General features: G+C 70.0%; 13 protein-coding genes. 12 read left to right on the plus strand and 1 reads right to left on the minus strand.

Annotated elements, in window-relative coordinates; all coding sequences use genetic code 11:
- Positions 1-555: 555 nt before the first annotated feature.
- The 5 genes from groES (at position 556) to INT49_RS10845 (ending at position 5,539) form a co-directional block, all read left to right on the plus strand.
- The gene (gene groES / locus INT49_RS10825) at positions 556-852 is read left to right on the plus strand and encodes a co-chaperone GroES (protein ID WP_193117758.1); all 297 of its coding nucleotides are present in this window, start codon (positions 556-558) and stop codon (positions 850-852) included.
- Between the two features lie 16 nt (positions 853-868).
- Complete coding sequence (gene groL, locus INT49_RS10830; RefSeq protein ID WP_193117759.1) at positions 869-2,455, plus strand: chaperonin GroEL; 1,587 nt, start codon at positions 869-871, stop codon at positions 2,453-2,455.
- Between the two features lie 399 nt (positions 2,456-2,854).
- A complete protein-coding gene (locus tag INT49_RS10835) occupies positions 2,855-3,556 on the plus strand; it encodes a hypothetical protein (protein ID WP_319021579.1) in 702 nt (233 codons plus the stop codon).
- Between the two features lie 143 nt (positions 3,557-3,699).
- Complete coding sequence (locus INT49_RS10840) at positions 3,700-4,632, plus strand: pseudouridine synthase (RefSeq protein WP_193117760.1); 933 nt, start codon at positions 3,700-3,702, stop codon at positions 4,630-4,632.
- A 91-nt stretch (positions 4,633-4,723) separates the two neighbouring features.
- On the plus strand, positions 4,724-5,539 hold the full coding sequence (locus INT49_RS10845) for a hypothetical protein (protein ID WP_193117761.1): 816 nt from the start codon (positions 4,724-4,726) through the stop codon (positions 5,537-5,539).
- Between the two features lie 54 nt (positions 5,540-5,593).
- On the opposite strand, the gene INT49_RS10850 is transcribed toward INT49_RS10845, so the two are convergent.
- On the minus strand, positions 5,594-7,252 hold the full coding sequence (locus INT49_RS10850) for an inorganic phosphate transporter (RefSeq protein WP_193117762.1): 1,659 nt from the start codon (positions 7,250-7,252) through the stop codon (positions 5,594-5,596).
- Positions 7,253-7,682: 430 nt separating this feature from the next.
- Here INT49_RS10850 and guaB point away from each other — a divergent pair, with 430 nt between their 5' ends.
- From guaB to INT49_RS10885, 7 genes are all read left to right on the plus strand, one after another.
- Positions 7,683-9,182: an IMP dehydrogenase gene (gene guaB, locus INT49_RS10855; protein WP_193117763.1), complete on the plus strand. Its 1,500-nt coding sequence runs from the start codon at positions 7,683-7,685 to the stop codon at positions 9,180-9,182.
- Between the two features lie 121 nt (positions 9,183-9,303).
- Positions 9,304-9,786: a hypothetical protein gene (locus tag INT49_RS10860; RefSeq protein WP_193117764.1), complete on the plus strand. Its 483-nt coding sequence runs from the start codon at positions 9,304-9,306 to the stop codon at positions 9,784-9,786.
- Positions 9,787-9,924: 138 nt separating this feature from the next.
- Positions 9,925-10,638: an exonuclease domain-containing protein gene (locus INT49_RS10865; RefSeq protein WP_193117765.1), complete on the plus strand. Its 714-nt coding sequence runs from the start codon at positions 9,925-9,927 to the stop codon at positions 10,636-10,638.
- A gap of 94 nt (positions 10,639-10,732) precedes the next feature.
- Positions 10,733-11,842: a GuaB3 family IMP dehydrogenase-related protein gene (locus INT49_RS10870; RefSeq protein WP_193117766.1), complete on the plus strand. Its 1,110-nt coding sequence runs from the start codon at positions 10,733-10,735 to the stop codon at positions 11,840-11,842.
- A 19-nt stretch (positions 11,843-11,861) separates the two neighbouring features.
- On the plus strand, positions 11,862-12,983 hold the full coding sequence (locus tag INT49_RS10875; RefSeq protein ID WP_193117767.1) for a hypothetical protein: 1,122 nt from the start codon (positions 11,862-11,864) through the stop codon (positions 12,981-12,983).
- Positions 12,980-13,582: a hypothetical protein gene (locus INT49_RS10880; protein ID WP_193117768.1), complete on the plus strand. Its 603-nt coding sequence runs from the start codon at positions 12,980-12,982 to the stop codon at positions 13,580-13,582. The genes INT49_RS10875 and INT49_RS10880 overlap by 4 nt, the downstream gene beginning before the upstream one ends.
- Positions 13,583-13,703: 121 nt before the next feature.
- Complete coding sequence (locus tag INT49_RS10885; RefSeq protein ID WP_193117769.1) at positions 13,704-14,585, plus strand: hypothetical protein; 882 nt, start codon at positions 13,704-13,706, stop codon at positions 14,583-14,585.
- Positions 14,586-14,649 lie beyond the last annotated feature (64 nt).

Raw genomic sequence — 14,649 nt, forward strand, 5'->3', positions numbered from 1 at the left:
AGCAGGAGCAGGAGCAGGAGCAGGAGCAGGAGCAGGAGCAGGAGCAGGAGCAGGATCGGGAACGGGGTCAGGGGGTGATCGAGCGCGATGTTCGCGTCGGGCGTACTGGCGCATGTCCGCCTCCCCAGCGCGGTCCTCGACCTCCTGAGTGCGACCCTCGAGCAGCTGCCCGGACATTCGTTTGGCGGTCGGGACGCTCGACCTCGGCTCGGCGAAAACGGCCGGACCAGCGATTATCCCCGGGGCGACCACGGAGCTGATGGGTCTGCGGCGGCTGTGAGGGCGGCGAAGGGGTCGAGGGGGAGGTGCGATCAGGGCCGATCCTCCGGGTCCTCGCGCGTCGGGTGGAACCCGAGGACACGTCCCGGATCTGGCACTCGTCTTGCATGAGTGCCAACACGGTCCTAGAGTTGGGCTCGTTGGCAGTCGACGGCCGAGAGTGCCAGAAGCTGCCGCAGAGGGATCCTCCTCGATCGGCACCGCGACGACGATCGGGACCGGGATCCCTGAACCCCAGAACTCACAGAGTCATCTCTTCATGAAGGAGTGAGCCGCATGTCGGTCTCCATCAAGCCCCTCGAGGATCGCGTCGTCGTCAAGCCGCTCGAAGCCGAGCAGACCACGGCCTCCGGTCTTGTCATCCCGGACACCGCGAAGGAGAAGCCCCAGGAGGGCGAGGTCGTCGCCATCGGCGCCGGTCGTTTCGACGACAAGGGCCAGCGCGTGCCCATGGACGTCAAGGTCGGCGACAAGGTCGTCTTCTCCAAGTACGGCGGCACCGAGCTGAAGTACGGCACCGACGAGTTCCTCGTCCTCGGTGCACGCGACATCCTCGCAATCATCGAAAACTGAGCGGACTGAATCTTTAATGGCTAAAGAGATCATCTACAACGAGGACGCGCGACGCGCCCTCGAGCGTGGCGTGGACAAGCTCGCCAACACCGTCAAGGTGACGCTCGGCCCCAAGGGCCGCAACGTCGTCCTCGACAAGAAGTGGGGCGCTCCCACCATCACGAACGACGGCGTGACCATCGCCCGTGAGATCGAGCTCGAGGATCCCTACGAGAACCTCGGCGCTCAGCTCACCAAGGAGGTCGCGACCAAGACCAACGACGTGGCCGGCGACGGAACCACCACCGCCACCGTCCTCGCCCAGGCCATCGTGCACGAGGGCCTGCGCAACGTCACCTCGGGTGCCGCTCCGTCGGCCCTGAAGCGCGGCATCGAGAAGGCCGTGGACGCGCTCTCCGAGAAGCTCGGCGAGATCGCCACCCCGGTCGACGGCAAGGAGCAGATCGCGTCCGTCGCGTCCGTCTCCAGCCAGGACACCGAGATCGGCCAGCTGCTGGCCGAGGCGTTCGACAAGGTCGGCAAGGACGGCGTCATCACGGTGGAGGAGTCCTCCACCACCGCAATGGAGCTCGACTTCACCGAGGGCATGCAGTTCGACAAGGGCTACATCTCCCCGCACTTCGTCACCGACGGAGACCGCCAGGAGGTCGTCCTCGAGGACGCCCTCGTGCTGCTCCACCAGGGCAAGATCTCGGCCGTGGCCGACATCCTGCCGCTGCTGGAGAAGGTCGTCGAAGGCGGCAAGCCGCTCTTCGTGATCGCCGAGGACGTCGACGGCGAGGCACTGTCCACGCTGGTCGTCAACAAGATCCGCGGCACCTTCAAGGGTGCGGCCGTGAAGGCTCCCGCGTTCGGCGATCGTCGCAAGGCGATGCTGCAGGACATCGCGGTGCTCACCGGTGCGCAGGTCGTCACCTCGGACCTCGGTCTGGACCTCAAGACCGTCGGCACCGACGTGCTCGGCCAGGCCGGCCGCGTCGTCATCACCAAGGACTCCACCACCATCGTGGGCGGCGCCGGCGATGACGAGGCCGTGTCCGACCGTGTCGCGCAGATCCGCGGCGAGATCGAGAACACCGACTCCGACTGGGATCGCGAGAAGCTCCAGGAGCGCCTCGCGAAGCTGGCCGGCGGCGTGTCCGTGATCAAGGTCGGGGCTCACACCGAGGTGGAGCTCAAGGAGAAGAAGATGCGCATCGAGGACGCGGTCTCCGCGACCCGCGCTGCCATCGAAGAGGGCATCGTGGCCGGTGGCGGCAGCGCCCTCGTCCAGGCGGCCTCCGTGCTCGAGGACAGCCTCGGCCTCGAGGGCGACGAGGCAGTCGGCGTCCGCGCCGTGGCCCGCGCCGTCGTCGAGCCGCTGCGCTGGATCTCCGAGAACGCCGGCCTCGAGGGATACGTCGTCGTCGAGAAGGTCAAGGAGGCTCAGGTCGGTCACGGCCTGAACGCCGCGACCGGCGAGTACGTCGACCTGGTCGCCGCAGGCATCATCGATCCGGTGAAGGTGACCCGCAGCGCGCTGCGCAACGCGGCCTCCATCGCCGGTCTGGTCCTCACGACCGAGACCCTCGTGATCGAGAAGCAGGAGGACGAGGAGGCGTGATCGCGCCTCGAGCCGACCGCTAGGTCGCTCGCGTCCATCCGACGGGCGGGCAACACGGGGAGACCCGTGCTGCCCGCCCGTCGGCATGTCCCCGGGAGTCCTGTCCCCAGCAGTCCAGGACACCTCCGTGGCAACAGTTCGCGGAGAAGTGCACCTGCACCGCAGATCACAAGGCGGCCTCGGCGGGCGCGACGTCGAACGCGATCACCTGGAATCCACCGGGAGCCGACGATCGATCAGTGATCTGCCTGTGTTCGGGCGGCGATCGACCAGTGCGCATCGGAGCGCGCGGAACAGCCGGGAAACTCGCCGTCCGACCTGCGGCGAGAACTGATTCCTGCTGCCCCGCGCGGCTTATCATGGGCTGGTCCTGACATGTCGATGCTCGGAGGAGGAGTGGTGATCAGCAGCCCCGATTCCGCCCATCCCGCAGAGGATGACAGTCGGCCCACCCGCACCTTCGGCCCTCCGGCGGGAGTCGTCCTCGGCACCCTCGGTGTCGGCTTCGTCTTCGTCGTGGTCCTCGAGTTCCTGGTGATCATCAGCTTCGTGGGCCAGCGGCTGTGGAACGACCCCGCGCTGCTGCGGGATCTGGTGTTCACGATGCCTCTGCTGCTGTGGGTCCTGGTTGCGGCCGGCTCGGCGGTGTTCTGCCTGCGCATCCTCACCGCCTGGCTGCAGATCGATGAGGAGGGCTTCGTGCTGAGGAGCCTTGCCCGTCGCACCCGGACGGTGCGCTGGGACGAGGTGGGGCAGGTCATCGCCGTGCGGGACATCGACCGCGGCGCCACCCCCGCGGAGATGCTGGATGCCTCCGAGACCACCTATGACGGGGTGTATGTGATGGATGGCGCGGGTCGACGGGTGCTCGCGGTCTCCAGCCGGTTCTTCGGCCCGCGGGCCCAGGAGATGACCCTCCACCGCGCCCGCGAGGCGGGGACGACGATCGACCACATCGATGCCATCACCGTGAAGGACCTGCAGGAGCAGGCGCCGCAGGCGCTGAGCTTCGTGGACCGCCACCCCAACCTGCTGCTCCTGCTGCTCGCGGCCTTCTATGTCTTCCACAACGTGCTGACCTTCGCCGTGTGGGGTCTGTGAGCGGGCGACCCTCTGGGAGCGAGGCACCCTCTGGGAGCGGGCGACCCGGTCGCGCCGCCCGGAAGCGGGCCCGCAGGCGTCCTCCGCCGTTGCCCCAGCGGGAGGGCCTCGATGCCGTGCGCTGGGTGGTCCCGCGTGATGCGATGCCGGCTGCTCCCGCTCTCGACGCCCTGCAGGCGAGGTTCCCGGCGCTCGCGGACCTGCAGGCGACGGACCTGGCCGCACGGTTCGCGCGAGGTGACGTCGTGGACGCCGAGGGCAGACCCTGGGCGGCCGCTGCGACCGTCGGCCCAGGGGACGAGCTGTGGTTCCACCGGGAGCTGCGCGACGAGGAGGTCCCGCACGTCGAGCTGTCGATCCTGCACCACGACGAGCATCTGCTCGTGCTCGACAAGCCGCACGACATGGCGACCATGCCGCGCGGCGCCCATGTGCTCTCCAGCGCCCTGGTCAGGCTGCGCCGGGCCACGGGGATCAGCGCGCTGGTGCCGCTGCACCGCCTGGACCGACGCACCGCCGGCGTGCTCGCCTTCGGGATCCGGCCCGAGGAGCGGGCCGCCTACCAGCAGCTCTTCGCCCGTGGCGAGGTCGCCAAGGTGTACGAGGCGCGGGTGCGGCCACGCCATGTCCTCCGGGAGGGGGACGTCCTGCTCGACCACCTGCTCAAGCGGCAGGGCGAGCTGCGCACCCAGGTGCTGGCGGGGGAGCCGAACGCCGAGACCCGCGTGGGCGAGGTGGTCCAGGAGACGGGCGGGACGGTCGGGGTGACGCTGCACCCGCTCACCGGCCGCACCCATCAGCTGCGCGTGCAGCTCTCCTCCCGCGGGGCGCCGATCCTCGGAGACGATCTGTACGGGCCCGCAGATCCTGCGCCAGGGCCGGACGGGCCGGACGGGCCGGACGGGCCAGACGGGCCGGACGGGTCTGGCCTGCCTGCTCTGCCTGACGGGCCCCACCTGCCGCTCCAGCTGCTCGCGCGGAGCCTCGCCTTCCGGGATCCGGTGACCGGTACGGAGCATTTCTTCGAGAGCGGGAGAACCCTTCGAGGACCGACGCCCGGCCAGGACCAGCTGTGATGTCCAGGGAGATCGGCCAGTCGGGTGACCTGCGCCGCCCCCTGCCATCGCCGCCGGAGTGCGTCCTGCGTCCGCGACGTACGCTGTCGCCGTGACCGCCCCGCAGCCCCCAGATGCCGCCCTCGCGGCGCCCTCCCCGCGGCGCACGCGCGGTGGGGCCGTGATCGTCGGCCCCACGATCCGCGCCCGCTATGTTCCCGGCGCCCTGATCGGGCTGCCGCTCGTCTCCGTGCTGCTGTCCCCCTTCGCCGCGGCCGGGATCCAGCAGTGGCGCTTCGGCCGACTGCGCGAGGGGCACGATGCCCTGCTCGAGCAGCTCCTCGCCCCCGCGTGGGTGCAGCTGCTCGTCGGGGCGCTGCTGCTGTGGGCCCTGTTCGCGCTGTGGGGCATCGTCCCGATGCTCCTCACCCACCGCGTGGTCCGTCTCGACGAAGCATCCGGGACGCTCGCCCTGCGCAAGGGCCTGCGGACGGTCGACCGCGCGGAGCTGGGGCAGCTCGACTACGCAGTGGGGGAGGCCGAGCGGGGCAGCATCGCCCTGATCGGGATCCGGGACGCGGAGCATGGTCCCGGCGCTGCGCCCGCGCGTCCTCGAAGCAGGGGCGGAGAGGCGCCGACGACTCGGCAGTGGGTGGTCCAGGAGATCGGTTGGGACGCGGCGTCCTTCGACGGGCTGCGTGCCCTGCAGACGCTCTCCGGCCTGCGCCCGGCCCCGCCTCGCGGGGTGCTCGTGCGGGAGAATCGTCGGCTGCGGATCGCCCGTGCGAACCATGAGCTCGCGGATCGTCTCGGCATGCCGTGGCGCCCGGAGTACGAGCACGACGAGACGGCGTTCCGCGTCGAGTTCGATCGCGTCCGGCGCGTCCTCGGCGGCAAGGAGAAGCCCCGACCGGGAGATCTTGTCTAGTCCGGTCGGGGCTGGTCGTCGTCGGGGCTGATCACCCCTGGTCGCGGGAGCGGCTCAGAAGAGGGCGCGGAGGGTGAGCACCACGATCGCGCCGATGCTGGCCGCCGCCGGCAGGGTGATGATCCAGGCGAGGGCGATCGGTCGCATGAGCTTCCAGTTCGCCGAGCGGTTCACGATGCCCACGCCGAGCACGGCGCCGATGAGGATGTGCGTCGAGGAGACCGGCAGGCCCAGCATGGAGGCGAGCAGAACGACCGCCGCAGCGGCGAGCTCGGCCGCGAAGCCCGAGGACGGGTGCATCGAGGTGAGCCCGGTCCCGACCGTCGCGATCACCTTGCGGCCCACGAACCACAGACCCGAGATCAGCGCGATGCCGAAGGCGATCAGCACGGCCGTGGGGACGGCGGCCTCCGCGGAGATCTCGCCGGTGCTCAGCACGTCGAGCACGGCCGCGAAGGGGCCCACGGCGTTGGCGATGTCGTTGGCGCCGTGGCTGAAGGCGAAGGCCGAGGCCGTGAACACCTGCATCCAGCTGAACATGATGAAGGTGGCGCGGGAGATGGACTGCTTCTTCAGCGAGCGGGCGAAGACGGTCACCGCCATCCACACGGCCATCCCGACCATGGCGAGCAGCAGGATGCCGCCGCCGATGGAGAGGTCCAGGCCCACGTTCTTCAGGCCCTTGAAGACGAGCATCGCGGCGATCACCATGGCGGCACCGGCGGCCAGCGGCGGGACACGCTTCTCGAGCGCGTGATACGCGGCCCTGCGCTCGAGCTTGCGAGCCGCCTTGCGCTTCTTCTTGGAGAGGCCCGCCGCGAACTCGGCGAGCTGCGCGCCCGGGCTGCCCGGCGAGAGGTCGAGAGTGGCGGACTCGGCGAAGGCGGCCTGCTGCAGCTCGCTCACGCGCTCGGAGGCCGCCATGTGGCTCCGGTCCTCCGCCGTGAGCTCGCCGTCCTCGTCATCGTCGTCATCGTCGTCGTCCTCGTCCTCGGCGTCGTCGAAGCCGTGCGAGCCCAGTGCGATCGCCCGAGCGGCGGGCGCCAGGATGTGGCGCTTGATGGCACCGAACAGGAGGAAGGCCGAGATGCCGCCGAGGAGCGGGGAGAGGACCCAGGAGATCGCGATCTGGCCGATCTCGCCCCACTGCACCATCTCGAGCCCGCCGGTGCCCGTGACGAGTCCGGTGGTCACGGCGGCGCCGACGATGCCGCCGATGATCGCGTGCGTGGTCGAGACGGGCCAGCCCATCTTCGTCGCCAGCAGCAGCCAGACGGCGGCGCCCAGCAGGGCGGACATCATGATGTAGGCGAAGGACTGCGGATCCATGTGCATGGAGTCGATGTCCACGATGCCGCTGCGCACGGTCTCGGTGACCGAGCCGCCCGCGAGCACGGCACCGGAGACCTCGAACACGGCGGCCACCATGAGCGCCTGCTTCATGGTGAGGGTGCCGGCGCCGACACTGGTCCCGAAGGAGTTGGCGACGTCGTTGCCGCCGATGTTGAACGCCATGAACAGGCCGAAGAGGATCGCGAGGACCAGCAGGATCGGGTTCACCCCGGGCCCGGTGTGGAGGAACGACCAGAGGGCGAAGGACACCACGGTCACCACGGTGACTGCTCCGGCACCGAGGTGCCAGTTGCGGTCGGGGCCGAGGAAGCCCGCTGTCACGGGGGGATCGGCGGGATGCTGAACAGTCGTGCGGGGCATCGTCAGGCTCCCGGGGTGTGGAGGAGTCAGGGCTGGACCGGTGCTCGGCACCGAACTTCTGCCCCAGGGTGGGACGCCGTCACTCTAGAACACGAGACGGTGACTGCGACAAAGACAGCAGTCCAACGACGCATGTCCGCTCGGGGCACCTGCGGGGATCGCGCGGCACGTGAGCAGGCGCTCCTCCTCGCCCTCGGCCACGAGTGATGCGCGCCATGCCGCTCATCGGTGCGCAGACCACGCGGGAGACATGACGAACCCGCTCCACGGGGCGCAGCGCCCCTGGGGTCACCGAGGTCGCGCTCGAGGTCGACGCGGCCGCAGCCTGATCCGCCTCCCGCCAGCCCGTCTCCGGGCGGGTCGTGCGTCGTGGGCAGAACCACGTCGGACGGCCCGCCCTCCCGGGCTCCGTGGCCGGTAGCATTCCTGCATGACGAGCGCGGATCCCTTCGGTTTCATCGGACTCACCTACGACGACGTCCTGCTTCTCCCGGGGGAGACGGACGTGATCCCCTCCGAGGCGGACACCACGAGCCGCCTCACACGGGAGATCTCGCTCAAGGTCCCCTTGGCGAGTGCGGCGATGGACACCGTCACCGAGTCGCGGATGGCCATCGCCATGGCCCGCCACGGCGGCATCGGCATCCTGCACCGCAACCTCTCCATCGAGGACCAGGCCCATCAGGTCGACCTCGTCAAGCGCACGCAGACCGGGCGCATCACCAATCCTGTGACCATCGGTCCGGAGGCGACCCTCGAGGACTTCGACGCGGTCTGCGGCCAGTACCGCGTCTCCGGCCTTCCCGTCGTCGACTCCGCCGATCTCCTCATCGGCGTCTGCACCAACCGCGACCTGCGATTCATCCCCGTCGCCGAGTGGGGCACCACCAAGGTCGCCGACGTCATGACCACCGAGCTTTTCACGGCCCCGGAGGGCGTCACCCCCGAGGAGGCGACCGCGCTCCTGCGCAAGAACAAGCGCGAGCGACTGCCCCTGATCGACGCGGACGGCCGCCTCACCGGTCTCATCACGGTGAAGGACTTCGTGAAGTCCGAGCAGTTCCCCGATGCCTCCAAGGATGCCCAGGGGCGCCTGCTGGTCGGTGCCGGCGTCGGTTTCTTCGGCGACTCCCTCGAGCGGGCGGGCGCCCTGCGCGATGCCGGGGTCGATGTCCTCGTGGTCGACACCGCCAACGGCCACGCCCGTCTCTCGCTCGAGATGATCCGGACGATCAAGACGGACCCGTACTTCGCGGGTGTCCAGGTCATCGGCGGCAACGTCGCCACCCGCCCCGGGGCGCAGGCCCTGGTCGACGCCGGGGCCGATGCCGTCAAGGTCGGTGTGGGCCCGGGATCCATCTGCACCACCCGCGTGGTCGCCGGCGTCGGCGTTCCTCAGGTGACCGCGATCCACGAGGCCTCCAAGGCCTGCGGACCAGCAGGCGTCCCGCTGATCGGCGACGGCGGCCTGCAGTACTCCGGCGACATCGCCAAGGCGCTCGTCGCCGGTGCGGACACCGTCATGGTCGGCTCGCTGCTGGCCGGTACCGAGGAGTCCCCGGGGGAGGTCGTGCTCATCGGCGGCAAGCAGTACAAGGCCTACCGCGGCATGGGCTCGCTCGGGGCCATGTCCTCGCGCGGCAAGCAGTCCTTCTCCAAGGACCGCTACTTCCAGGCCGACGTGCCCACCGACGACAAGATCGTGCCCGAGGGCATCGAGGGCCGTGTCTCCTACAAGGGACAGCTCGGCACCGTCGTCCATCAGCTCACGGGCGGTCTGCACCAGTCGATGTTCTACGTCGGCGCGAACACCGTGCCCGAGCTCAAGGAGCGCGGGCAGTTCGTGCGCATCACGGCGGCCGGGCTCAAGGAGTCCCACCCCCACGACATGGCCGCCATCATGGAAGCCCCGAACTACTCCTCGCACTGACGGCGCCTGCCGGTCTCTCACGGCATCGAGGGCTGACCGCCTTGCCTGGGGGAATATCCCCAGGCAGGCGTCAGGTCCGCCGGGTGGGATGCACCCGGTCCCGGTTCGTAGGCTCGATCCCATGAGCACGCAGATCGCCTCCGCCCCGCCCGCTCCGTCGTCGGCCCGCACCGCGCTCCCTGGCGGCGCAGCATCGGCGGGCCGTCCCGAGCCGGCGGACGGTTCCGTCGCCCGTGCGGGCGGGCTGGCCCCCAGCGCCCGGGCGTCCTCCTGGTCGCTCGCCCTGTCGCTGGTCGCCCTGCTCGGCTCGGTGGCTGCCATGGCGGGGGTCGGCCTCACCGTGGTCCCCATGGGGACGGCATCCGGCTACTACCTCACCGATACCCCGGTCGCCTATCAGTGGGCGGTGCTGGCGGCCTTCGGCTCGTTGCTGCTGTGGATGGTGCTCGGCCTGGCGGCGATCGTGCTGGGCATCGTGGGTCTCACGCGGCGTTCGGGGCAGGTCCGCGCGATCGTCGCGATCGGCCTCGCGGTGATCGCCCCGGTGCTCGCCGTCCTGACGCTGATGGGCTCGATGGCGCTCGGGGCCGACGGACTGCTCTGAGCGTCGGCCGGTCGGTCGCCGTGAGGTCCGCCGCGGCAACGTTCGCCGTGGCACGGCTCGTCGCACAGAGGTCCGTTGTGGAGGACGCCTCGCTGTGGATCGGCGTGGAGCGTCGGCCCTGGCCTCTAGGCTGGTCGCATGAACGCACCCTCGTCCTGGATCGACGCCCCTCTGCTCGGATTCGACACCGAGACCACCGGAACGAACGTCGCCTCCGACCGGATCGTCACGGTCGCCCTCGTGCACTCGGTGGGGCCCGGCCGCGAGAACGAGACCGTCGCGACCTGGCTCATTGACCCTGAGATGGACATCCCCGAACCGGCCCAGCGGGTCCACGGCATCAGCACCGAGCATGCCCGGGCGCACGGCATGAAGGCGGCCGCGGCGCTCGAGGAGGTCGTGACCATGATCGCCGAGGCCCTCGGCAAGGACGTGCCGCTGGTCGCCTTCAACGGCGGCTTCGATCTCGCGATCCTCGAGAACGAGCTCACGCGCCTCGGCCTGCCCACCCTCGCCCAGCGCCTGGGGCACGACATCGCCCCGGTGATCGACCCGCTGGTGGTCGATCGCGGCGTGGACCGCTATCGCAAGGGGAAGCGCACCCTGACCGACATGCTCGCGCTGTTCGGGATCGAGCAGGACGGCCGGCTCCATACCGCCGACGTGGATGTCTCCGCGACCCTCGACGTGCTGCGAGCGATCGTGGCCAAGCATCCGCAGCTGGCCGCCTCCTCCCTCGCGGACCTGCACCGTGAGCAGATCGGCTGGCACCGCACCTGGGCGGAGAACTTCAACAAGTTCCTCGAGAAGAAGGGCAAGACGCCCGACGTCAACACCAACTGGCCGCTCTGAGCCGGAGCTCGTCGCAGGGCCCGACTCCGGTTCCCACGTCGCGACGGGAGACCGGGCCCGGGAGCCATCGGGCCGACGGTAGACTCCCCGTGTGATGAATGAGATCGAGATCGGCCGCAACAAGCGGGGACGCCGCAGCTACAGCTTCGATGACGTGGCGGTGGTGCCGTCCCGTCGTACGCGCGACCCCGAAGACGTCTCCACGGACTGGCAGGTGGATGCCTATCGCTTCGACATCCCGATCTTCGCGGCCCCCATGGACTCCCTGATGTCCCCTGAGACCGCGATCCAGCTCGGCGAGGCCGGCGGCCTGGGCGTGCTGGACCTCGAGGGCCTGTGGACCCGCTACGAGGATCCCTCCGCGCAGTTCGACATGGTCGCCGGTGCTTCGGATGACGAGGTCGTGCAGGTCATGCGTGACATCTATGCGGAGCCCATCAAGCCCGAGCTGATCCGCGATCGCATCCAGCAGCTGCGCGACGCGGGCGTCACCGCCGCCGGTTCCCTCTCGCCGCAGCGCACCCAGGAGCACTGGAAGACCGTCGTCGACGCCGGGGTGGACCTCTTCTTCATCCGCGGCACGACCGTCTCGGCGGAGCACGTCTCCACGGGCCGCGAACCCCTGAACCTCAAGCGATTCATCTACGAGCTCGACGTCCCGGTCATCGTGGGCGGCTGCGCGACCTACACCGCCGCACTGCACCTCATGCGCACCGGGGCGGCCGGGGTGCTCGTCGGCTTCGGCGGCGGGGCCTCGCAGACCACTCAGGAGACGCTCGGCATCTCCGTGCCGCTCGCGAGCGCCGTGGCGGATGTCGCCGCCGCGCGCCGCGACTACATGGACGAGTCCGGCGGCCGCTACGTGCACGTCATCGCCGACGGTGGCCTGGGACGTTCCGGCGATCTGGTCAAGGCCATCGCCTGCGGCGCCGACGGTCTCATGGTCGGGGCGGCCCTGGCCCGCGCCGAGGAGGCCCCCGGTCGTGGCCATCACTGGGGCAGCGAGGCGCACCACCCGACGCTGACCCGCGGCCACCGCGTCGAGGTCAGCACCGTGGCACCCCTCGAGCAGATCCTGTTCGGCCCCTCGATCGCGGCCGACGGCAGGACCAACCTCGTCGGAGCCCTGCGCCACGCGATGGCCACCACCGGCTACCTCGACCTCAAGGAGTTCCAGCGGGTCGAGGTCGTGACCACCGCATGACCTCGGGGCCGATGGCGTGATGAGTGTGCTGTCCGCCCTCGGCGACGACGCCGGGAGCGCAGGCGGCACCGAACCCCGGTGGCGCCAGACGGTGCGCCGCCCGCTCGTGGTGCTGGTGCTCGGACTGGTCGCCACGGCGGTGGTCCTGCTGCTGCTGTTCGTGCCGTTCTACCTGTACGGCTTCCCTCCCGGACAAGCGCTGGTGTGGGGGATCCTGGACGGCCCGGGCTCGCTCCTTCCCAGCAGAATCCAATGGTGGTTGAGAGACCACACGTTCATCGCTCTGCTGATCCTCTCCGGCCTCGTGCTCGTCGTCGTGCCCTGGTACGTCGCGGACGTCCGGCAGCGAGCGGAACGGCGCCTGCAGAACGCGGGATCGGCGCAGGCCTCGGGGGTCTCGACCTCGGCCGGGATCTCCCGGGAGCGACGGAGGACCTCGGTCGTGTTCACCGAGGACGGCCGCGTCGAGAGACCGGTCGGAGCGCCGGACGGCGCGGCCCGGTACAGCGTCGCGGACCTGAGGGCGATGGCCCGGGCGTCCGGCATCCCGTGGAAGAGCGCCTACGGGACCGCAGGCGGCGCTCGTGCTGTCCTCGAGATTCTCGGGGCCGTGCACGCTGGCACGACGGCGTCCTCGACGTCGTTCTCGACGTCGGACTCGACCTCTACCTCGACGTTCACGTCCACGTCCACGTCGGACTCGACCCCGGCGGGGGAACGGACCCGGGCTACGGCTCCGGAACGGACCTCGTCCCCGGAACGAGCCTCGACCCCGGCTCCTGCTCCGAGCTCTTTCTCCGAGGGCTACGCGGCACCGTCCCGTGTCCCCGTCGATGGATCGACGACGTGGCGCGGATCGGCGCCGACCGGAGCGGGCGACGATGCCGCAGCCGCAGCCGCAGCCGCAGCCGCAGCCGCAGCCGCAGCCGCAGCCGCTGGCGGCGTCGCGACGTCCAGCGCGTCTGTACCGTTCAGCGCGACCACGAGCTCGACGCCGTTGTGGACTGGCGCATTCACGTCGTCGGGGTCGGTCTATACCCCGACCTCCCTCTACGATGCCGAGCGCGCAGAACGGTCGGTGCTGGGCACGGATTCAGAGGAGGACGCGGAGGAGGCCGAGGGCGAGGTGGAGGATCGATGAGCGAGTTCAGCGGTGAGCTTCCCGTTCTGAGCAGTGAACCTCCGACGAAGCGGCGGTTCCGGATCGTCCCGGTCGCGCTGCTGCTGTCCGCGGCGGGCGCCCTGTACGCCTACGCCCCGCTGTACGGGCTGCGTCTCGGCCCGAGGGTGCTGGATGACCTGCGCTATCTCGTCCTCGATCTGCGCAGCGGATTCCTCGCCCTGCTGATCGGGTTGTTCGTCCTGTTCGCGGCCCCTTTCCTGCTCAGCCGACTCAGCCGCCGCGGAGCAGGCGGTCGCCGGGGGAGAGCTCACGTGGGTTCCGCCGGAACACGGAGGGCCTCGGGAACACGGAGGGCCTCGGGATCAGGGCGAGCCTCGGGATCTGAGAAGAACGCGGGATCAGGGAGGTCCAGCGGGCCGATCTTCAGCAGCGGTTCCTCCGAGGACCAGATCGCTGTGCCCTCCATGACGCTGCGCGAGATGGGTGCTGGAGAGCGCTGGGAGATGGCTGAGGCGCTGGGGATCCCGTGGAGGGACGAGCTGATCCTCGACCATGCATCCTGGGATACGGCATGCCGCGAGGCCATCGCCCAGGAGGCAGAGCGCCTCCGCCGATGACACGATGCTGAGGCGTTTCCCGGCGCATCCGTGGGTGCTGTGCAGGACGCGATGAATAGGCTGTGCAGGACGTGAAGATCGGGCTGTGCTGGACGCGGCGAAAAGGGGAGAGGGCAGGGGTATGGAATTCGTCATCCTGATGATCTTCGTGATCGTCATCATCAAGGTCGCGAGCGCGTTCCTGGGCGGAGAATCGCGGAAGTCCGCGGATCGGCCGTCGCCCACGGGGAAGACGAGGAAGGACTCGTGGCCGGCGCCTCGGCGAGCGGCAGGTGCGCGCTCCACCACCCAGCGTTCCACCCCTACCCAGGAGACGCCTGCGCGCTCTCCCCAGCGTCCGTCGGACTCCGAGCAGCAGGCCCGCGACCCTGAGATCTGGGAGACGCTGAGCTACTCGAAGAGCGGCGAGGCGAGGCGTGGGCCGGCGGGTCGTGACTCGGTGGTGCCGGAATTCCGTTTCGGCGGCTTGCAGGACGACGTGAAGGAGCGCGGGGAGTTCCGGGAGCAGCTGCACGAGCTGTACCGGGACGACGATGTGGACGACGCCGAGTCGCCTTCCCCTCCCGCCGCGCCTGCCCCTCCCGCCGGGCCTGCAGCGCCTGCAGCGTCTGCCGTGCCCCCGAGAACCGAGGACGAAGTCCCCAGCGCGTCCTCGGAGCACGGCGCCCGGACGCCAGAGGCTGCCGAGCAGGAGCGCGCCGCGGCCTCGGCTACGGCGTCGGCTACGGAGTCGACCGTGGCGATGACCACGACGTCGACCACGGCGAAGACCGCGGACGTAGATCTCGGGACGACGCCCTCGGGTGCGGGTCCGAGCTCCTCGGGATACACCTACTCATCGATCGGGTCGGTGTACACCTCGACCTCGGTCTACTCGAGCTCCTCAGCACTGGGCCCGAACTCTGCGGAGCCGGCTGAGGCGGTGGACGGCCCAGAATCTGCTGGCGAGGCCGAGGGAACGACCGGCGACGCCACCGAGGGGGACCGACCGGCGAGGTCCTGAACCGCCCCGGCAGATCGGCAGGCCGCGGGGACGGGTCCCAGGTGTCGATGCCCGAGTCGCGACG

The sequence above is a fragment of the Brachybacterium tyrofermentans genome (assembly GCF_014897585.1).
Lineage (GTDB): Bacteria > Actinomycetota > Actinomycetes > Actinomycetales > Dermabacteraceae > Brachybacterium > Brachybacterium tyrofermentans.

Excerpts from the sequence above, each read along its gene's own strand:
- INT49_RS10860 (WP_193117764.1), top strand. The coding sequence starts at position 9,304 with ATGAGCACGCAGATCGCCTCCGCCCCGCCCGCTCCGTCGTCGGCCCGC.
- groES (WP_193117758.1), top strand. The coding sequence starts at position 556 with ATGTCGGTCTCCATCAAGCCCCTCGAGGATCGCGTCGTCGTCAAGCCG.
- groL (WP_193117759.1), top strand. The coding sequence starts at position 869 with ATGGCTAAAGAGATCATCTACAACGAGGACGCGCGACGCGCCCTCGAG.
- INT49_RS10840 (WP_193117760.1), top strand. The coding sequence starts at position 3,700 with ATGCCGGCTGCTCCCGCTCTCGACGCCCTGCAGGCGAGGTTCCCGGCG.
- INT49_RS10885 (WP_193117769.1), top strand. The coding sequence starts at position 13,704 with ATGGAATTCGTCATCCTGATGATCTTCGTGATCGTCATCATCAAGGTC.
- INT49_RS10880 (WP_193117768.1), top strand. The coding sequence starts at position 12,980 with ATGAGCGAGTTCAGCGGTGAGCTTCCCGTTCTGAGCAGTGAACCTCCG.
- INT49_RS10850 (WP_193117762.1), bottom strand. The coding sequence starts at position 7,252 with ATGCCCCGCACGACTGTTCAGCATCCCGCCGATCCCCCCGTGACAGCG.
- INT49_RS10875 (WP_193117767.1), top strand. The coding sequence starts at position 11,862 with ATGAGTGTGCTGTCCGCCCTCGGCGACGACGCCGGGAGCGCAGGCGGC.
- INT49_RS10870 (WP_193117766.1), top strand. The coding sequence starts at position 10,733 with ATGAATGAGATCGAGATCGGCCGCAACAAGCGGGGACGCCGCAGCTAC.
- guaB (WP_193117763.1), top strand. The coding sequence starts at position 7,683 with ATGACGAGCGCGGATCCCTTCGGTTTCATCGGACTCACCTACGACGAC.
- INT49_RS10865 (WP_193117765.1), top strand. The coding sequence starts at position 9,925 with ATGAACGCACCCTCGTCCTGGATCGACGCCCCTCTGCTCGGATTCGAC.